Origin of the sequence: Numidum massiliense, from assembly GCF_001375555.1 — a bacterium.
GTDB classification, from domain to species: Bacteria; Bacillota; Bacilli; order Thermoactinomycetales; family Novibacillaceae; genus Numidum; species Numidum massiliense.
Window position 1 is genome coordinate 3,017,816 of sequence record NZ_CTDZ01000009.1, and the last position, 19,001, is coordinate 3,036,816.

Genomic DNA, 19,001 nt, shown 5'->3' on the forward strand with positions numbered 1-19,001 from the left:
TGAGTCCCACCTCCCTAAAATAGTGCGCTATCTTTGTCGATCTTGCGGACGATATAGTTCGCTGTAATGACGAGAATAAACCCGACGATGGACTGATACAAACCGGCTGCCGCACTCATACCAATCTCTCCGGTCGTTTTTAACCCGCGGTACACGTATGTGTCAATGACGTTCGTGACCGAGTAGAGCGCACCTGAATCGCGGGGCAACTGGTAAAACAACCCGAAGTCTGAGTAAAAGATGCGTCCGACCGCCATTAAGGTCAAAATGATCATCAACGGTTTGATCATCGGCAACGTGATGTTTTTAATTTGCTGCCATTTGTTGGCACCGTCAATCATTGCCGCTTCGTACAGTGACTTATCGATACCCACAATAGCAGCTAGGTAAACAACACTCGAATAGCCGAGGTTTTTCCAGAAGTTCATGAAGGTCAAAATGTAGGGCCAATATGTCGGATCCGAATACCACAACACAGGATCGATGCCGAACCAACTGAGCACTTGGTTGAATACCCCGTGGTCGACGCTTAAGAAACTGAAGGCGAAGTAGCTGACAATCACCCAGGACAAGAAGTACGGCATAAACATGCCCGTCTGGTACCACTTGGCGAGTCGCTTGTTCGCTAACTCACTCAACACGACTGCCAAAAAGACAGACAGCACGAGGCCGACGAAAATAAACACAAAGTTGTACAGCAACGTGTTGCGCGTAATAATCCACGCGTCCCCCGTACTGAACAAAAACTTAAAGTTTTTTAACCCTACCCACTCACTGTTGATAATACTCGCGAGAAAACCGTCCGGACTAAACCGGTACTCCTTGAACGCAATGACCGTACCAGCCATCGGCAAATACGAAAAGAAGAAAAACCACAACGTCCCAGGGAGTACCATCAGCAGCATCGCTTTGTTATTACGCAAATTTTTGCTGAAACGTTTTACCGCTTTCACCACTCATATCCCTCCTCCCGAACGAGCGGGTTACTCACCGCTCTACTACCAACATACTAGAGAAGGGATTGGCGCTAAAGTTAAAAAAAAAAAGGTTTACTGGACAAACTAAATAAAGGGCATACAACCGTTACGGTAAGTTCCGAAATTCAGTCGGCGAGACACCGACGTACCGTTTAAACTGTCGATAAAAGTAACTCGCGTCCCAAAAACCGACTTTGCGGGCAATTTCACGTGTTTTTAAATGTGTCTCACGCAACAGTTGTTTCGACTTCTCGATTCTGTACCTGTTGACATAATGACTAAAAGACTCGTTCGTCTCCTTTTGAAACAGTTGACCTAAGTAAACAGGGTGGACGTTATACGTCTGTCCGAGCATCTTTAACGATAATCCTTCCGCATAATGTGCGTCGATGTGACGCAACACTTGTTGCACAATCGGCGTCACCTCGTCTTGCGGAGTCAAACTGTCCATCGCCGTTTTTGCGACCACTTTTACGTATGTTTTTAACGCATCGATCGACGGCGCTTGGAACACCCGAGCAAACATATGCCGATACACAGTTAATGTGCTCGCCTGTGTGCGGGATCCCTTACATACGTTGTTGAGTGACTGTTGAATATGGACGATGATGTCGATCGCCGCCGTCTGCAAATGGGCAGGCGTCACGCCACTTTGACCTTGCAAACGTGCAAAGTCAGCATCGATTAATTGGAATAGCGCCTGGCGGTCGCGCGCGAGCAGTGTTGCAGCGTAAGCGGGTAAATCCAACTGAAAAGCCGGCGTCCTGCTCAGTGCGACGGGGGACAACTGCTCGATCTCTAATACGTGCGTCTTTGGCTCGATTAAATAATACTGCGCGGCGAGCTGTGCGTCGGCGTAGCTTTTGGCTGCTAGTGCCTTGCCGGACACGTCGCCGCCGATACCGATGACAACTTCGCAGCATACTGCACCTTGTAAGTCCTCGTAAAGGGCGTGGAGCCATTCTGTCGCTTCCACTTTGGCGGCCCTGCGATTCTCAAGGGAAAAAATAACGACAGTCTGCCCTGCCTTGTCCCGAAAACAAACCGTCTGACATCGCTCCTGAACCTTATTTCGCACGATGTCATACGTCAAGTACAGCTGTTCGCGTACTGCGGGCGACGGTACGTCGCTGAAGCCCTGAGCGAAAGAGGTTTCCCCTTCCTCATACGGAATCACTTCGATGACGGCGACGAGATAGTACGGCCCATCCAACTGAACGCCGAGCATGCATAGTCGCATCTTTAACTCTTCGCCGTCGATGGCGTTCGTCAGCCAGCGGTACAATATATTGTCGCGAATAATGTCCATGTTTTCACGTCCGTAGACGGTGTCGGCTATCGATGTATCCAGTTTTTCCACTGTACTGCGAAGTGTCTTTTTTAGTTCTTCAATATTGATCGGCTTTAACAAGTAGTTTTCGATCCCGAGCACCATGCCTTCTTTCAAGTAGTCAAAGTCATCGTACCCGCTAAGGACGATAACCTTCATCTCTTCGTTTAATTCCTTCGCCCGCCGGATCAACGTTAAGCCGTCCATGTTCGGCATGCGAATATCAGTGATCAATATGTCGACGGGTACTTGTGACAGCGCTTCTAACGCCTGACGGCCGTCTTCTGCCTGCCCGACAATTTCTAATCCGAAGTGCGACCAATCGACGATCGCGTACAACCCTTCAACGATAAACGGTTCGTCGTCAACGAGAAACACTTTGTACATCCGCAACATTCCCCCATCAAAGTTGTCTCCTTAAACGCAAAACGTTGCTATCGTCCGTCCGATTGACGTTTCCTCTCCTGACTATCGTAAAATTTTGCTAGAAAATTTGCTAGAAAAGAAGCGTACCTTAAACGTTTAGTGAACTGCTTCACGACACTGTGCCCGTCAGCTCTGAGTTGAGCACAGCCGGAATCGTCACTCGCACTGTCGTTCCTTTTCCTTCAACGCTGTCGACGGTGATACCGTATGAACTGCCGTATAAAATTTTTATCCGTTCGTTTACGTTTTTCAATCCGAGTGACGAAGTGCTATAAGCTTGCGGCGCAGCTAAGGCGCGTTGCAGTTCAGCCAACTGCTCGCTGGCAATCCCTTTGCCGTTGTCTGTTACTTCGATGACAATATCGTCGGCCACTTTACGGCCGTAAATGGCAATCCGGTTATTTTTGCGGTCGAGGCGGATGCCGTGCACGATGTAATTTTCAATAATCGGCTGAAGCGACAACTTCATCACGCGGCATTCTAACACATCTTCCGCCACCGCAACGTCAAACGTAAACTTATCGCGGTACCTGATGCGAAAAAGTTTTAAATAGCGGCGGCAATTTTCAATTTCCTCACGCAAGGTGACGATGGTCGCATCCTTGACTAAATGTTTGAACAGCGAGGCCATAATATAAATCATCTCCCCGACGTCGGTGGCCCCTTGAGAAATCGCCCGCATGCGAATAGCCTCCAGCGTGTTGTACAAAAAGTGCGGGTTAATTTGCGCTTGAAAGGCAATGAGTTCAGCCTGTTTCTGCTTAATTTCCGACTTGTAGACGCGGTCGATATACCGGTTTAATTCTCGGCACATTTGGTTGAAACTAGCGGCAATTTGCGACAACTCGTCCTCTTGTCGTACCGGGATACGTACTGATAAGTCACCCCGCTCTACTTTTTGCATCGCACCGATGACCGTCTGCGTTCGCCGCGAATAATTTCGGACGAAGGCAGCGGCGAGTGTCACGGCAAACACGATACATACAGCAGTCGCGATCGCAATCGTACGCCGAAGCGCGACGTAGTTTTTTTCAATTTCCGCTTTTGGGACGACGTTCGCCGCCATGTAACCGGGCCGGGTCTCGTTAATCGCGGTCACATACGATTCTTCTTCGAGTTGTTCTGTTTTGCCCGTCGTATGTAATCGTTCGCGATATGGATATGTTTGACCGATATAACGGTTGGACGAATCGAATAGGACAGTCCCCTCAGCCGACAGGACGACCGAATACCCTTTTATTTCGTCCGCCTTTTTTTGCAAGACGCGTTCAATGCCGATACGGTCGTACACGACGACTATTTTACCGACTGTTTGTAACGTTTGCGGATCTTTAATATCGTGGGCGAACATAAACTTGCCCTCGTGCGATTCACCGATCGCCTTTTCTAGCCAATAGTTAGCCGCTTGAATCGTCGCGCCATCTCTCATGCGCTCCATGACTTCCGGAATGTACGATCTTCCCGGTTGCAGGGGATAGTAGCGCTTAATCCCTTTTCTTTTGTACACGTACAAATCATTTTGTACCGCACTGTACAAAATGATCTCGGCGATATCCTCGTCTTTATCCATCTCATTTTTGAAAAAAGTATCGATGTTAGGGACAGTAAAGCTGTTGCTGTCTGAAAAGACATCTAATCGGTGCTGCAGATATTTTTGCAAACCGTTTTCCAAAAAAAAGACGGTTTCAGACGTCAACGCTTTTTCTTGATAGAGCCGATGAATCCGAGATTGAGCTGATTCATAGGTCGTGTTAAGGTGGCGACTAACACTTTCTAACAATTGCTTTTGCTCGGTTAGCTCTTTTTCGATGAGCGATTTGGCAACTAATTGATTGACGAGAATAGCGAGTGCCACTAAAGTAATCACGACAATTAACGAGTAAAAAAGGACGATTTTGTTAAACAGCTTCCGTTTGATGTACTTGTTATAACAGTTAATTCTAATCACCTATACATAATTATATACTTGTAACGGTGGACGACAAGTAAGATGCACTCGCTTCCTGCCAACAGTTGTGACAATACACGTAAAAAGCCCGAGAAATACCTTCTCGAGCTTACTGTGTACGCAACTTTAGTTTGTGAACGTTAGCACATACTTCCACTTCGGCTAGTGCTTGTCCAACATCCAACTAATGTTAGCCTAACTTAGTTTGCACCCCTAGTTCGGTTTGAACCACGCGGGCAATGCTGTTCACGTACCGTTCCAGGTCGTGCGCATTCGGTCCTTCCGCCATGACGCGGATGAGTGGCTCCGTTCCCGACGGGCGCACGAGGACACGTCCTTCCGCGCCTAGTTCTGCCTCCACAGCCTCAATCGCGGTGCGGATCGTTGTGTTTTGTTCCCAGCCGTCCTTCTCCCCGACATGGACGTTTATCATTAATTGCGGATACTTCTGCATCGACTCGGTTAAGCGACCGAGTGAGCGCTGCTTCGCTTGGATGACGTTAACGAGTTGTAATGCGGTCAATAAGCCGTCGCCGGTCGTACTATAGTCGAGGAAAACGATGTGTCCAGACTGTTCGCCACCTAAGTTGTACCCGTGCATGCGCATTTTTTCCATCACGTAACGATCGCCGACGCGTGTTTGTACGGTGTGAATGTTTCGCTTCTCCGTCGCTTTGTACAGTCCGATGTTACTCATGACTGTTGTTACTAACGTGTCTTGCGCTAAGCGCCCGTGCTCTTTTAAGTAGGCGGCGAGAATGTACATGATGTAATCGCCATCGACGACGTTGCCATTTTCGTCGACTGCGATGAGCCGATCGGCATCGCCGTCAAAAGCGAGGCCGAGGTCAGCCCCTTCCTGAACAACGCGATACTGTAACTGTTCCGGGTGTGTCGATCCGCAGTTGGCGTTAATGTTTACGCCGTTAGGGTCTCCCCCGATGACAATCACTTCGGCTCCTAATTGTTGAAAGAGGCGTGGTCCGATGTACGACGCTGCACCGTGCGCACAGTCGAGGACGATTTTCAAACCGTCAAAGCGGTGAATGATCGTTTGATTGAGATGCGCCGTATACGACTGCAACAAATCTGGCCGTACGGTGAGTGTCCCGACGCGATCGCCGACGGGACGCGGCAGTCGATCGTCTGCATCGATTAACGCCTCGATCTCCGCCTCCGTCTCATCGGACAATTTAAACCCGCTTTGTCCAAAAAACTTAATCCCGTTATCTGCCACTGGATTGTGGGAGGCGGAAATCATGACGCCGGCGTTAGCCTCAACGTGCTTCGTTAAAAAAGCGACGCCCGGTGTCGTCACGACGCCGAGTTGAATGACGTCCGCCCCGATTGATAGCATGCCGGCAACGAGTGCCGCTTCGAGCATGTGACCCGAAATGCGCGTGTCGCGGCCGACGACGATTTGCGGCCGTTCCGCACGTTTCGTAAGGACGTACGCACCTGCTCGTCCGAGTTTGTAGGCAAGTTCCGCAGTTAACTCTTCATTCGCAATCCCGCGTATTCCATCTGTTCCAAAGTATTTCCCCACTCGCATTGCTCCCCCTAATCACTTATCGTTTATCTTTTAATTCAATCTCTACCGTTTCCGGTGGATCGATGACTTTGATGTAAGCCGGTAAATTCCAATGGATGTTTACCTTATGCTTTCCTGGACGAAAGTTAGAAACGTTAATGACCGGCTGGATCTCGCGTTTCGTCAAACTGCCCATGCGCGTCGCTGAACCGGCGACGACGACAGAAACAGTGTCGTCATCGACAAAACGAACTTTCCACCCTTCCGGCATCCCGTTGACGCCGAACGACAAGTCTTTAAACGTCCGCTTCTTCGACCGGACAATCTCGACTTCGATGCGCACCGTTTTCGGATCTACTTTGTCAACCCCTTTAATTAACGGGATTGGCAGCTCAAACGTTCGATCCTTCGTAACGTCCGATAAATCGAGGGCGGGACCGCGGTACACTTCTAACCCGTCAATGATGTCCTTCTTTCCAAAGACCGTCACTTTCTCCTCACTCATCGTTACTTTTTCCACACTGTACCCATCTGGCGGCAGTTTATCAATCTCTGGCCGGAGTGGTATTTCCTTGGTTGGACTCGTGATCGGTACTTCGACATCGGCAACCGGTTCGCTAATTTCCACATCCTCCATCGCCGTCCCCGCTTCGTTGACGGCCTTTAACTGGACACTCTGTTTCACCGACTTCGTATCTTCGCTCAGTTTCACCGTCGCTTTGACGAAAGCGACATTTTTTAAACGACTTTCACTGGCACGAACGAGCACTTTTTGCGGCGTAACGACCGGGGTGCCGACACTATACCCTTCTGCAGGCTTGCCGACGACTTCGACATCGACACTCATCTCTTTTTGTTGCTTTTCTTCAAGCACGACGCGAACAGTCGAAGGGTCGGTTACGTAATCGGCACCTTGCGGCAGCCCTTCAACTTTTACAGGCACGTTGCGGTGCACGCCCGCATCCAGATCTTTTAAATCGACGTATGCCCGGTAATTGCCGGCAACGACGCGATTGAGAATAAAGTTGGAGCCGCGCAACGTTAAGTTAACCGTCTGCGGTATATCGGCGACGACTAGGTTGTCGTTGTTTAATTGGGGTTCGAGGGAGACGTCGCGAATAATTGTACTTGCAGTCTTGTTATCTTTGGCGATGCCGAGCGCAGAATCGTTGACGACGATATAGAGCAAAACAGCTAAAATGACGGACATTATTTTGACGAATGCGTTACTCCGCAGCCATTTGTCCATTGTCGTCCCCTCCTTTTTTCCGCCAGAACCAATTGCTCTGAGACGGCCTTAGCTCGCTATACAACTTGGCAATTAATGATTCTTCCGATAAATCGCGAATGATATCGCCATCCATCGCGATCGACACTTGTCCTGTCTCTTCCGATACCATGACCGAAATGCAGTCAGACACTTCGCTAATGCCGATCCCCGCGCGGTGACGCGTCCCAAGCTCTTTACTTATAAACGGATTTTCCGTAAGGGGCAAATAAGAACCAGCGGCCATAATTTTATCTTCGCGAATGATGACTGCGCCGTCGTGAAGGGGCGTGTTCGGGATAAAAATGTTAATGATTAGTTCCGAGCTAATGGCGGCATTCATAATAATACCGGTCTCCATATAGTCCGTCACACCCGTTTCACGTTCCAAAACGATCAAGGCCCCAATGCGCCGCTTTGATAAATAACTGATTCCCTTTACAATTTCTCCAATTTGTTTCGTCACGCGCTGCTCGGCGAACGTATTGCCCCGGTTAAATAGCAACTTGCCACGCCCGAGTTGTTCGAGTGCACGCCGCAGTTCCGGTTGAAAGATGATGAGAATGACGAGCACCCCGAAGGTGAACACTTGTTCCATCATCCAGCGCAACGTTTGCAAGTTAAAATACGTACTAACGAACCACGCGAGTACGATGACGATGATCCCTTTTAATAACTGTACAGCCCGTGTGCCACGCACGAGCATTAACAATTTGTAAATGACAAAACTAACGATGGCAATATCGACGATGACGTATAAATAGTCCGTCATTCCTGCGAGCCACTTCATGAAAAATCCCCCGTTTTTAAACCGACCTACGCCCTTTTTATTTTTTTAAAGATGAGGGCTGTTATTTGTTTATGTTACAGCTTGTCAGTTTATCTCTATTTCATTAGCGTGTACCCGTGCGCTTTTTTTAAGCTGTATGCCTTGTTTATAGCTTACTAAAGTCTTATAAAGTAAGCAACGGGGAACCGATTGGTCCCCGTCATTGGAATAATTTACTAAAAAACTGAGCTGTTTCAAACCAAATCCAATCGACAATACGATCGATTTGTTCGTTTTTTCCGTATATGTTTGCCGTCGACGCCAAGAAGACTTCCCCGTCCACGGCGACGACGTCACCTGTTACCTCCCCGTACACTTCGACTTTACCGCCGTTAACGACTAGGTCGCCCTCGACGACCTCACCTTCTTTAACGCGTACAACTTGTTTTTCGTTGTCAAATTCGATCGCCGCTAAATTTTTCGGAGAAGTTGTCACTGAGAACTTCCCTTGCGACTGCCACGCGGACGAGACGAGACTCGCACCCATCAGTATGAAGAACAGCGCTGCCGCGACGAGGAACGGGTGCTTACGCAAGCGGTCTGACCAACCGGCCCCACGTTTCTGCTGTGGCGGGCGGGGCTGATGCCGCGGATCCTTGTTTGCCACTCGCTCGGATGCCGGTCGCGCGTCATCGCTACTGGCCACGTCGCGCATAAAGGGGCGCTGTCGTTCCTCGCTCCCTGTTTGTTCGCCTGTCTCCGGCTTCGCTCTCCTCGCTCGCTCGCCTTCGCGGTGTTGAAGCCCCTCTCCCGCTGTCGGCAGAGGTTGCGCGTATTGCGGTGATCCTTCGGCCGCGGCTTGGCGCGGTAATTTCCGCAGTAGTTTTGCGGTAAAATCGGCGGGCGCCGCGACCGCACCGTCAGCAGCCAGCAAAGTCTCTGTACGGTCAAATTGTTGAAACAACTGACGACAGTGCGCACATTCCCGTAGGTGTTCCCTCAATTCGTTCTGTTCGTCTTCCGGCGCATCGCTATCAAAATAGTCGTGCATATGTGAACGGCTCGTATGGCAATCCACAATCGGCCACTCCTTCCTGCTCATTAAGGTCGTCATAACGAGATCGCAGACCTATAAAGACCCTAGAACTTTGCGCAGTGATTCCCTTGCCCGGTGGACACGCGTTTTTACCGTCGACACGGGCAGCGACAGTACTTCACCAATTTCGGCTAAGGTCATGTCATGAAAATAGCGTAAAACGATGGCCGCTTTGTAATGGGCAGGTAATTCCTCGATCGCGTCCTTAACTTTTGTCCTCAGTTCTAACGACATTAACGATTCCTCCGGTGTCGGTTCACTACTTTCTTGACGACTGTACCAATCCTCCCCGTCATCGTCCCCTATTGAATCATCTAATGAATAGTGGGCTTTTCTCTTGCGGATGTGGTCAATACATAAATTAGTAGCTATCCGATAAATCCAGGTAGAAAACTTTCGCTGTGGATCAAACCGATCTAAGTTCTTATAGACCCTAAGAAACGTCTCTTGGGCAATTTCCTCAGCGTCTTGAGCTGAACGCAACATGCGCAAACTCAAGTAATATATTTTGTCCTTGTACTGTTCGACGATGCCGATAAAAGCCGTTTCATCACCGTCCACCGCTCGTTGAATAAGGAGGGCTTCCAGCTTATTCTCTTCTTGCATCTAACTCATGACCTCCGCTGTATGCGGGATCGCAAATTTACGCGCGTAGGCTTAATTTGCGATCTCTTAATATATACGAAGCGCTAAGCATACGGTTTCACCTTATTTGTGTAACTTTTTTACAAAACTGTTTCCCCGAAAATAGAGCCGAGTAAAGCAACAGCCGTGCGCGCCGTTTTATTTTCCACGTCGAGAATCGGATTGACTTCGACGACTTCGACAGATGTCAGTATGTCCGCCTGGGCGATCATTTCCATCGCGAGATGGGACTCGCGGTATGTCACGCCACCCGCTACCGGTGTCCCTACGCCTGGCGCTTCGAGCGGGTCGATCCCGTCGACATCGAGGCTAAGGTGCACTGCCTCGGTGCCGTCCGTGACGATGTTTAGCGCCTCTTCCATGACAGTGGCCATCCCGAGGCGATCGATTTCGTGCATCGTAAACACGTGGATTCCTTGTTCGCGAATAAGCGCCTTTTCCCCCGCATCTAACGAGCGCGCCCCGATAATGACGATGTTGTCTGCCGCTATTTTTTGCCCTTCCCGCCCACAAGATGTCAACCGCGGGTGCCCCAATCCTAAACTAACCGCGAGCGGCATGCCGTGAATATTACCAGAAGGGGACGTTTCCGCCGTATTCAAGTCACCGTGTGCATCGAACCAAATGACGCCCGTTTTTTTTCCCGCTGCCGTGATGCCAGCGATCGTCCCGATGGCAATACTGTGGTCGCCCCCGATGACTAGCGGAGAACGCCCTCTTTGAACGACATCGGCGACCGTCTCGGCCAATTGTTCGTTGACCGTGGCTACTTCGTTCAAATATTTTAGTTGATGGTCCCCGATCACGTGCGACTCCGGTGTGGGAACTGGTAAATTGCCGAGATCCTCCACGTCGTATCCGAGTGCCTCTAGTTTATCGTTAAGGTGAGCATAGCGAATCGCACTCGGGCCCATGTCGACTCCACGCCTTCCCGCTCCGAGATCTAACGGCACACCGATAATCGATACTTGTTCTTCCATATATATACCCTCCTACCTTTATTTCCTACCTTTATGTACGTCTTCAATGAGCTTGTCCTGATGGGTGCTCACACGGAACGAATGTTCATCGTCACCTGTATGACTCAAATAAAACCGTTGAGTAGTAACTTTTTCCCTTTTTGAATGCAAGGCGTTAGAAACGCTTACTACGCGTTAATGTCGTCTTCTGTCTGTTGGCATTGTTTACTGCACGTTAATGATGTGGCGGACACCCCGACTGCAAGGCACCAACGTGCGTGCTATGTAGTTATTATACCGAAAAAATGCCCGTTATGTTGTCGATTCGTGGGTCTAAAGTTAAGGGCGCCAATTTAGCGGGAAGTGGGACGAAAGTTAGTGTCTAGGAAAGTATTCCCGAATAAATCCCGTTGTACCTATTCCATCCGCATGTGTTGAAACTTTCCTCACATGTTCCACCCGCGAACGTCACACATTAAAAACGACGCAAACGCGTCAAATTCCTTCATCCGAGGTGACGCTAACGTGGCACGCCGAAACCGTAACGAACTGCTCGTCCCTGGCGCAAGACGTTCGATGGAACGATTGAAGGAAGAGACAGCACAGGAAATGGGAATTGAACTCGGTGCCGACCAAACAGCGCGCAACAACGGCGCGGTCGGTGGGCACATGGTCAAAAATCTCATACGGTTAGGTGAAGAATCCCTCGGGAAGAAGAAGTAGGAAGCGGTTTCGCCGTCTGCAATGAGGGTTGATTGACAGGCGTTTCAAAAGGCGATCAAGTTTCCTCAATTTCAAAAAAGCCGCTCGACAACGTATCGAGCGGCTTTTCCTAAAATATGGAGCGGAAGACGGGATTCGAACCCGCGACCCTCGCCTTGGCAAGGCGATGCTCTACCTCTGAGCCACTTCCGCGCATGGTGCGGGTGAGAGGACTCGAACCTCCACGCCGAAGCGCTAGAACCTAAATCTAGTGCGTCTGCCAATTCCGCCACACCCGCGTAACGGTGCGGTGTTTAATTAACAATACATATTGTACCACGTGGCGGATGGTATTGCAAACATTTTTTTGGGGATGGATCGTTGTTTGACTTTAACTTCTTTTTAGACGATCTCCAGGTTCGCGAGCCCTTGGATTTGACTTTATATTGTACTCCACACTGAAACATAATTCCAAGATAAAAAAACCGACAGTTCCCCTAAGGATCCCATCGGTTTTGAAATGACTCCGTATAAAAAACACACGTGTTGTGTGCAGTATCAAAAAAAGGGACTATGGAGGGAAGAGCTTTTGGGGGATTTTTTCCACAAAGGTAACTATTCAAAAGTAAGTTGTGATAGAATAGGGGAAGCAGTAGGTCGGCTTCTCATGGGAGGGTGGCTCATCCCCTGATGAAAGGGGGTGAGGCGTATGACAGTGTTTGAAGCGTTGACGCTCATGATTGCGTTCGGCACTTTGGTTTATATGCTGTCAAGACGCAAATAGACCTCCCTTGAGTAGGTAGCTCAAAAAGGGAGGTCTACTCCTTTGTAAGAGCCGCCCCCTTTAAAGGGGTACGGTCTATTGCGAGACCATAGGTGTAGCAGCACCTGTGGTCTTTATTATGTTACTCATCTTCTATCATCATTATAACACGATTGGCAATAATGTACAGGTCTTGTTCTATGATTCCCTTTTTTTACAGAGTAGCGATACATTGAAGGCCTCACCGCGCATTTCCTTAAGGCGTTCATAGACGCGTCCCGAGGTATGCTTCTGTTTACGCGGAGCTTTTAAGTCGCCCCCTTGCCATTCGTCGATCGTCTCCTTGTAGGGATCCAGTTTGGATCGACGCGGTTTCCGCTTCGGAGTTTCATTCCAATCCTCCATGTCGATGTACTTTTTAATGGTTTTGAAGTCGTGTGTTGTTCGCCGCTGAATTTCTCGTAAAGATAGCCCGTATGTGTAACATTTCTCTCGAAGGGTTTTAGCAGGAATTTGGAGGGAGAATATAGAAAAGGAAGACCTAAATAGTACTCCTAACCACCACGAAAGGAGAGGTCTTCCTTGAAAACCATTATACCAGAAATCGCTACTATCTTGGAACAGTCTACAGATATGTTGTCGTTTTGGGAAAGCTTACGTATTCGCCTGATGGAAGTGATGGCTGATCTGTTCGGAGAATTTTTGGAGCAGCTCGATCAGATGATGACGACGCATTACAAGGAAAAATACGGTTGGAAAAGTGAGCGATTGGACAGCCGGGAGTTCACCAGTTTTTTTGGGACAGTGTCCTATAAACGCCACTTGATGTACGACCGAAACGGAAACGCACATTACCCTGTCGATGAGGCAATCGGTTTAAAACGCCGTAAAAGATACAGCCCAGACCTTATGATGCTCGGAGCAGAGTTAGCTGCAGCGCCGGGAATGACCTACCGCCTCGCCTCAGAGGTCACGCAAAAACTTGCCGGTATAACGATCAGCCATACGACGTTTCAGCGCTTAGTAAAAGAAGCAGGTGAAGCTCAAGCTGTCATGGATGCTGAAAAAAGGGATCGAATTTTTGAGGATACGGTAATTCCTAACTCTCCGTCCGTTAAGCACTTATATTGCGAAGCAGATGGCTTATACGTCAAAGGGAGAGGCAAAGGAATAGAGATCAAAAATATGCTTGCCTATACCGGGTGGGAGCAAAACGGACAGCGTGTCTCGTTAACAGATCGTCACGTCTTTTCTACCGTTGAATCGGTGGATGACTTTTGGGAAATAGGTTATGCAGCGATTCGACATCGTTGGGATCTCTCACATACACATGTGGCGACTAATGCGGATGCGGCTTCATGGATCTCTGAGGAACGCGTTCAAAATACCTTTTCTGAAGCGACATCGGTTGTCCGCCAATTGGATCCTTTTCACGTAAAGAGGAGTATTCGTCGCGGGTTGAGCCGCCAGCCAAGGCTCATTCCTCAAATTGAAAAGGCAATATCCGAAAAAAATAAGGATAGGTTTAAAGCGGTGATTGATACGGCACAGGGAAATGCAGAGACGGAGCGAGAGGAAAAGCGTATCGAGAACATGCAGAAGTATCTTGAAGGGCACTGGGAGATCCTCTGCGACTGGCGTGAGGTTAGTCCAGACGTGCCAAAAAATGCTCGTAGGATGGGATGCATGGAATCGAACCAGAGACGTCTGGCATACCGCATGAAACGTCGTGGCATGTACTGGAGTGAAGAAGGGGCTCAAGCCATCGCCAAAGTACAACAAGGCGTTACCAATGGGACGTTGAGACAGGCATTATTAACTGTCTGGCCCAACCGCCAAGTGACACAAAAACTAAAACGCCATGCGAGGCGAATAGGTAAGTCGGATCACATTGGGGTTCAAGTTGGCAGGATCCAAGTAGGTGCCGCATCAGCTTCAAGTGCTATTGGGTATTTGGATAAGGTGGTTAATCGCCGTCCTTGAAGAGTTAACTCCTCAAGGGCGGACAACAAGTGAACGTTAGGGAATGACATATTTAGGTCTTTAAATCCTTGATCCTGTAAGGTCGTCGAGTAAAGCTTGACACATACAGATAGCCCTTCCCTTTTGTATAAAGACTTGATATAGTGATATAGTGAACTTGAACCATTGTCAACACCTCGTGTTTTCCTCCTCTAACTGATTGGCGTCAATTAGAGGGTAGTAAATAATTGGGGTGCTGGCAATGGTTTTTTCGTTTTCCAGCTAAATGCGGGATTTTTAAGTTGCGTTTTGCTCCATTTCTATTTGCACTAAACAAACGAAGCCACCCAGGCGTGAACACAGGATAAACTGATCGTCTCATTTAGCTGACGTAACATATGATTTGGGGTACAAGTGCTTCATATCAATAAATCGAAAGCCTCTTTTATACTGTCATACTGACATCACTAAATCCCCCCTTATTTGGACAAAGCGTTGTATTGTCCATTTAGTCACCTATGGGATATCTCTTTTCTAGATTGAAACGCATGATATAAAAAACTATTGAACCGGGTATAGTGACTAGAGATGTATACGGAAGTTCAGACAAATCACCGAACACAATGAATGCTATAAGAAAACTATACGCTATCCCTAAAACGGAAAAGTAAGCAATACCTATCCATAGCTGTCTAACTTTGCTCTGTTTAATAGAATATAGAACTTCACCTAATATGCATCCTATTAACACTGTAGGGATTAACAAAATTATATAACTAACAGGGAATTTAATAATAGTATCTGTTACCCCCGCGAATAACGGCCCGATTATTAGCACCAAAATAGCAGAAATGATTGCGGCGATATAGAAAATAATAAATCTAAACATATTTTCGTTCCCCTTTCACACAACATACCATGTTTAACTTACGTATATTTTTAAGGGTGTGGAAGTTCCCTACTTTCAAGACTCCAACGTGTAAAATAAAAAACCAAAGCTCCTATGGCGGCAAAAAAACTATAGCTAATAAAACTTGTTACTTCATAGCCTATGTTAGATGGACCATAAATAATAAAAAGTATAGCCCTCATTATTAAAAGCCCGGTGAAAAAGTCGTCATCGAAGTTATAATCGTATAAAATAGAGTGAGTGACAAGATCTTGTGAAATGAGCGTGAGAGCCTTGAAAGCACAAAAATCATCCGCAACCCAACCGCAACTGTTTCAATTCATCGATATGGAAGCACTCATACCCAAAAGTCATATTTTACGACAATTAAATGAAGCGATCGATTTCTCCTGCGTTTACGACTGGGTGGCTCCGTTATATACGGAACGAAGTGGACGACCGGCTGCCGACCCGGAACGCATCGTGCGATTGATCCTACTTTCCTATTTATTTAACCACTCCGAACGCGGCCTGTATGAGATACTTCCTATGCATGCGGGATACTTGTGGTTCTGTGGGCTCGATTTTGAATCAATTCAACATCCTGATCCCTCCCGCCCATCGCTACCGGATCGGACGACGCTTGTCAAGACTCGGAAACTTTGGCGGCAACACGGTATATTTGAAAAGCTTATGGTTCATGTAATCAATCAATGTATTGCAGCAGGATTGGTCAAGCCCGATGTTCACGTTGGCGTCGACGGGACTCAGGTGCGGGCTAACGCTTCGATTCACAGCTTAAAAGAAATGACTTGTACACCCGTAGAGTCCATTGAGGACTATTTGGCGAGAATCGCTCAACAAGACGGTCAAGCTGAACCGTCTTCATCGCCTCATGACACCGACGATGACCCGCCATCGTCTCCCGGTTCAGCCGACAAAGCATCGAGAAAAAAACAGGGACTGCAGGAAGAAGCCACACATGAGAACTTTCACGGAAAGACTTTTTCTAACGCGACACACCGCAGTAAAACAGACCCTGATGCACGGTTGTATAAAAAGGCAAAGGGGCAAGAGGCTCACCTACGGTATTTAATACACAATGTAACAGATGTCACATCGGGCGTCATTTTGTCGACACAAGCCAGCATAGCATCTGGAGTGGCTGAACGTGAAACGAGCATGCAACAACTTGCGGCGATTCGTTTTTGTCATCCGACCATTCGTGTGTGCACCCTTTCAGCCGATAAAGCATACGGTACGCCAGACTACTTGAATGCCCTGTTCGAACAGGGGATGATCCCCTTGGTTTCTTTGCGAAATCTAACATTAGAGGACGTCCCTACATGGAAACGCCAAACGCGAAACCCTAAATTACAACGCAAACGGCTGGCCAAAGTCAAGGCCGTTCAGGTTAAGAATAAAGCGAGACTTATTCAGCTATCTAGTAAGTATCGCCACCTCCAAAAGCTACGCACGCGATGCGAGCATATATTTGCCGAGAGTAAATGTGATCACGGACTCGACCGCGCACGCAGCCGGGGACTAGACTGCATGCAAGAACAAGCGCTATTGACAGCAATGGTTCAGAACCTCAAAAGACTTTGCCGGTTCCGGTTTAAGAAAAAACCAACTCAAACCGGGATTTTGGCATGCCAAAATCCAACTCGCAGGACAATAGGGACAAAGGTTTCCATGTTTTTTTCGTCACTATTATCGTTAATCGCTTCGCTTCACTTACAGGTAAGGCGGTTTAGTTGATTTAAATCACCGGGCTTTTAAACCATATAAAATACCGAGAGAAAAAAATATTTAACTCCCATCCATAGCCGTATAACTTTTTCCCTTTTTAAGGAAAACAAAATTTCCCCTAGTAAACAACCGATGAATGACAGTGGAACTAAAAAAATCATATATGCAGCAAACCCAGACATAAAATGACTAGTGGAAATAGCGAGCAACAAAATGGATATACACAAAGTTGAAACGAAAGAGATTAGATATTTCAACATAATCATACCCCTTAGATAAAATATGAAATGTTGTGGTCAGGATTTACACTTTAATCTACAAAGTCGTGCGAAACAACCCCCTCCAAACTATAGGAGAGGGTTACTACATTAATATTCAACTTGCCATGATAATCCCTGGTATATTGGTAACAAATGATGAAAACCATAGTTCTTTGCTAAATGGAGAGTTAAAACTGTTGCATCAGTACCCGGCATACAAGCATAGAACTCGTGTGCAGGAGCTTTGTCATGTAATCCATAAATCTTGATCCTACCATTTTTATACACATCTGCGACATAAAAATAATCGATATCAGGCTTTATTTAGCCAAATGGTACATTAGATGGGCGCACCACAACAAACGTTCGACCGAAAAGATTTGTTTCCAACTGTTATAGAAAAAGCTGCGGCATTGATGCGAAGCTTAATAAAGAACCATCCGTTTCACAACGGGAACAAGCGAACAGAAGTGGTAATTTCTGTAAAACACATAGCTAGAACCATGAAAAGGTTTACAGAATATCAATACGTGGATCGAAGCCCCCACAAAAAACTTCTCGACTCCATGCGTAATATAGCTAAAAAGCACTAAAAACATATGCAGATGACAATCAGACATAAAAAACGCGGTTTCCCCATTATCCGAGAAACCGCGTCATAACAACCTTTTTTCTGGTGGGCCATGCAGGGCTCGAACCTGCGACACCCTGATTAAGAGTCAGGTGCTCTGCCAACTGAGCTAATGGCCCAGAACAAAAAAACGCACAGATGCGTCTTTTTTTGAATGGTGAGCCATGCAGGATTCGAACCTGCGACACCCTGATTAAAAGTCAGGTGCTCTGCCGACTGAGCTAATGGCTCACATGGTGACCCGTAGGGGATTTGAACCCCTGAATGCCAGCGTGAAAGGCTGGTGTGTTGACCGCTTCACCAACGGGCCTTGTTTAGACGTGTTTTTTGAAATCAACATAGTTCATTATATAACGGGATGTACAAGTTGTAAAGGGGTTTTATTATATTTTTTCTACCCCTTTCTACCCCTTTTTACCCCAATTGAAGAAATGCGTGTAAAAGACGAGATCGGAGCCTTATTCCCGGCCCCGATCGGTCTGTTAAGACGTACTGCCACATGTGCGTGCGTGTGCATACATAAAATCCACTTAGAGGCGCAAACTGACAACGAGCACGATCGCAACGACAAGTACGATACACACAGTGAGCGTCGTCAAGTAACCCGACAGTTTAACCGTTTGAGCGTCTCCGTCTGCAGGTTTGGCAGCTCCGGCTACAGTGGCAGCTCCGGCCACAGTGGCAGTTAACCGTTTCTTCAGCTTACTCCCCATAATGCCGGTGACGATGAGCGCTAGCAAGATTAACGTACCGCCGCCTTTTTCCATCACTTGCAACCAGAAGGGCTTGTTCGCGCCCCAATTCATTTGTACGATAAGCACAATGCCGCTAATTAATACGGCGACGGCACTCGGATGGGCGATCGTACTAAAGACGCGAATCACCCGTTTCGCCAACGTATTGCCCGGCGCCGTGCCGAGCTGTTCCTTTAGCAATGTGAGCATGACGACGATCGCTAGCAAGGCGCCGAGCCAAGCGAATAGTCCTGTCAGGTGCAAAAACAGCATCCATCCAATCATCTTCTTTCGTCCCCTCTCAGGCGATCCTTCACAAAGCGCCTACTTTTATATTCAGCCATTATCGCTATACCGTCT

General features: G+C 47.7%; 16 protein-coding genes and 5 tRNA genes. 5 read left to right on the top strand and 16 right to left on the bottom strand.

What is annotated here, in order from left to right:
- Nucleotides 1-14: 14 nt before the first annotated feature.
- The 9 genes from BN1247_RS14065 to rocF all read right to left on the bottom strand — a co-directional run bounded on the left by BN1247_RS14065 (nucleotide 15) and on the right by rocF (nucleotide 10,969).
- Nucleotides 15-905: an ABC transporter permease gene (locus BN1247_RS14065; protein WP_054951669.1), complete on the bottom strand. Its 891-nt coding sequence runs from the start codon at nucleotides 903-905 to the stop codon at nucleotides 15-17.
- Between the two features lie 178 nt (nucleotides 906-1,083).
- Entirely contained in the window at nucleotides 1,084-2,694 is a 1,611-nt protein-coding gene (locus BN1247_RS14070; protein ID WP_074011341.1) for a response regulator transcription factor, read from the bottom strand.
- Nucleotides 2,695-2,842: 148 nt separating this feature from the next.
- A complete protein-coding gene (locus tag BN1247_RS14075) occupies nucleotides 2,843-4,600 on the bottom strand; it encodes a sensor histidine kinase (protein WP_187119798.1) in 1,758 nt (585 codons plus the stop codon).
- 271 nt (nucleotides 4,601-4,871) lie between these two features.
- Nucleotides 4,872-6,227 carry a phosphoglucosamine mutase gene (gene glmM / locus BN1247_RS14080; RefSeq protein WP_054950947.1) on the bottom strand — a complete coding sequence of 452 codons (1,356 nt, stop codon included), beginning with the start codon at nucleotides 6,225-6,227 and terminating at the stop codon, nucleotides 4,872-4,874.
- A 22-nt stretch (nucleotides 6,228-6,249) separates the two neighbouring features.
- Complete coding sequence (locus BN1247_RS14085) at nucleotides 6,250-7,461, bottom strand: CdaR family protein (RefSeq protein ID WP_054950948.1); 1,212 nt, start codon at nucleotides 7,459-7,461, stop codon at nucleotides 6,250-6,252.
- The gene (gene cdaA / locus BN1247_RS14090) at nucleotides 7,439-8,269 is read right to left on the bottom strand and encodes a diadenylate cyclase CdaA (protein ID WP_054950949.1); all 831 of its coding nucleotides are present in this window, start codon (nucleotides 8,267-8,269) and stop codon (nucleotides 7,439-7,441) included. Before cdaA ends, BN1247_RS14085 begins: the two co-directional genes overlap by 23 nt.
- A 199-nt stretch (nucleotides 8,270-8,468) precedes the next feature.
- A complete protein-coding gene (locus BN1247_RS14095; protein WP_054950950.1) occupies nucleotides 8,469-9,326 on the bottom strand; it encodes a zf-HC2 domain-containing protein in 858 nt (285 codons plus the stop codon).
- Between the two features lie 51 nt (nucleotides 9,327-9,377).
- Entirely contained in the window at nucleotides 9,378-9,950 is a 573-nt protein-coding gene (sigW, locus tag BN1247_RS14100) for an RNA polymerase sigma factor SigW (RefSeq protein ID WP_054950951.1), read from the bottom strand.
- Nucleotides 9,951-10,069: 119 nt separating this feature from the next.
- Complete coding sequence (gene rocF / locus BN1247_RS14105; RefSeq protein WP_054950952.1) at nucleotides 10,070-10,969, bottom strand: arginase; 900 nt, start codon at nucleotides 10,967-10,969, stop codon at nucleotides 10,070-10,072.
- 504 nt (nucleotides 10,970-11,473) lie between these two features.
- On the opposite strand from rocF, the gene BN1247_RS14110 reads away from it, so the two are divergent.
- Entirely contained in the window at nucleotides 11,474-11,671 is a 198-nt protein-coding gene (locus BN1247_RS14110) for an alpha/beta-type small acid-soluble spore protein (protein ID WP_054950953.1), read from the top strand.
- A 117-nt stretch (nucleotides 11,672-11,788) separates the two neighbouring features.
- Here the strand turns inward: BN1247_RS14110 and BN1247_RS14115 are convergent.
- Nucleotides 11,789-11,863: transfer RNA gene (locus tag BN1247_RS14115), tRNA-Gly, on the bottom strand.
- A 3-nt stretch (nucleotides 11,864-11,866) separates the two neighbouring features.
- Nucleotides 11,867-11,949, bottom strand: a tRNA-Leu gene (locus BN1247_RS14120).
- 410 nt (nucleotides 11,950-12,359) lie between these two features.
- On the opposite strand from BN1247_RS14120, the gene BN1247_RS18605 reads away from it, so the two are divergent.
- Nucleotides 12,360-12,434, top strand: coding sequence for a putative holin-like toxin (locus tag BN1247_RS18605; protein ID WP_222705249.1), 75 nt, complete (start codon nucleotides 12,360-12,362; stop codon nucleotides 12,432-12,434).
- A gap of 177 nt (nucleotides 12,435-12,611) precedes the next feature.
- On the opposite strand, the gene BN1247_RS18035 is transcribed toward BN1247_RS18605, so the two are convergent.
- On the bottom strand, nucleotides 12,612-12,818 hold the full coding sequence (locus BN1247_RS18035) for a hypothetical protein (RefSeq protein ID WP_187119799.1): 207 nt from the start codon (nucleotides 12,816-12,818) through the stop codon (nucleotides 12,612-12,614).
- 228 nt (nucleotides 12,819-13,046) lie between these two features.
- Between BN1247_RS18035 and BN1247_RS14125 the strand changes: the two genes are divergently transcribed.
- The 3 genes from BN1247_RS14125 (at nucleotide 13,047) to BN1247_RS18520 (ending at nucleotide 17,869) form a co-directional block, all read left to right on the top strand.
- Complete coding sequence (locus BN1247_RS14125) at nucleotides 13,047-14,396, top strand: ISLre2 family transposase (protein ID WP_187119684.1); 1,350 nt, start codon at nucleotides 13,047-13,049, stop codon at nucleotides 14,394-14,396.
- A gap of 1,147 nt (nucleotides 14,397-15,543) precedes the next feature.
- Nucleotides 15,544-17,025, top strand: coding sequence for an IS5 family transposase (locus BN1247_RS14135; protein ID WP_054949221.1), 1,482 nt, complete (start codon nucleotides 15,544-15,546; stop codon nucleotides 17,023-17,025).
- A gap of 595 nt (nucleotides 17,026-17,620) precedes the next feature.
- Nucleotides 17,621-17,869 carry a Fic family protein gene (locus BN1247_RS18520; protein WP_074011183.1) on the top strand — a complete coding sequence of 83 codons (249 nt, stop codon included), beginning with the start codon at nucleotides 17,621-17,623 and terminating at the stop codon, nucleotides 17,867-17,869.
- 81 nt (nucleotides 17,870-17,950) lie between these two features.
- Here BN1247_RS18520 and BN1247_RS14140 read toward each other — a convergent pair.
- The 4 genes from BN1247_RS14140 to BN1247_RS14155 all read right to left on the bottom strand — a co-directional run bounded on the left by BN1247_RS14140 (nucleotide 17,951) and on the right by BN1247_RS14155 (nucleotide 18,926).
- A tRNA-Lys gene (locus BN1247_RS14140) sits at nucleotides 17,951-18,026 on the bottom strand.
- 36 nt (nucleotides 18,027-18,062) lie between these two features.
- Nucleotides 18,063-18,138: transfer RNA gene (locus BN1247_RS14145), tRNA-Lys, on the bottom strand.
- A gap of 3 nt (nucleotides 18,139-18,141) precedes the next feature.
- Nucleotides 18,142-18,217, bottom strand: a tRNA-Glu gene (locus BN1247_RS14150).
- Nucleotides 18,218-18,437: 220 nt separating this feature from the next.
- Nucleotides 18,438-18,926, bottom strand: a complete 489-nt coding sequence (locus BN1247_RS14155) for a hypothetical protein (RefSeq protein ID WP_054950955.1) — start codon at nucleotides 18,924-18,926, stop codon at nucleotides 18,438-18,440.
- Between the last annotated feature and the right edge of the window lie 75 nt (nucleotides 18,927-19,001).

What these genes read in the sequence shown, in the direction of transcription:
- BN1247_RS14085 (WP_054950948.1), bottom strand. Translation starts at nt 7,461, where the DNA reads ATGGACAAATGGCTGCGGAGTAACGCATTCGTCAAAATAATGTCCGTC.
- sigW (WP_054950951.1), bottom strand. Translation starts at nt 9,950, where the DNA reads ATGCAAGAAGAGAATAAGCTGGAAGCCCTCCTTATTCAACGAGCGGTG.
- BN1247_RS14155 (WP_054950955.1), bottom strand. Translation starts at nt 18,926, where the DNA reads ATGATTGGATGGATGCTGTTTTTGCACCTGACAGGACTATTCGCTTGG.
- BN1247_RS18035 (WP_187119799.1), bottom strand. Translation starts at nt 12,818, where the DNA reads ATGGAGGATTGGAATGAAACTCCGAAGCGGAAACCGCGTCGATCCAAA.
- BN1247_RS14125 (WP_187119684.1), top strand. Translation starts at nt 13,047, where the DNA reads ATGTTGTCGTTTTGGGAAAGCTTACGTATTCGCCTGATGGAAGTGATG.
- rocF (WP_054950952.1), bottom strand. Translation starts at nt 10,969, where the DNA reads ATGGAAGAACAAGTATCGATTATCGGTGTGCCGTTAGATCTCGGAGCG.
- BN1247_RS18520 (WP_074011183.1), top strand. Translation starts at nt 17,621, where the DNA reads ATGGGCGCACCACAACAAACGTTCGACCGAAAAGATTTGTTTCCAACT.
- BN1247_RS14070 (WP_074011341.1), bottom strand. Translation starts at nt 2,694, where the DNA reads ATGTACAAAGTGTTTCTCGTTGACGACGAACCGTTTATCGTTGAAGGG.
- BN1247_RS14135 (WP_054949221.1), top strand. Translation starts at nt 15,544, where the DNA reads ATGAGCGTGAGAGCCTTGAAAGCACAAAAATCATCCGCAACCCAACCG.
- BN1247_RS14065 (WP_054951669.1), bottom strand. Translation starts at nt 905, where the DNA reads ATGCTGCTGATGGTACTCCCTGGGACGTTGTGGTTTTTCTTCTTTTCG.
- cdaA (WP_054950949.1), bottom strand. Translation starts at nt 8,269, where the DNA reads ATGAAGTGGCTCGCAGGAATGACGGACTATTTATACGTCATCGTCGAT.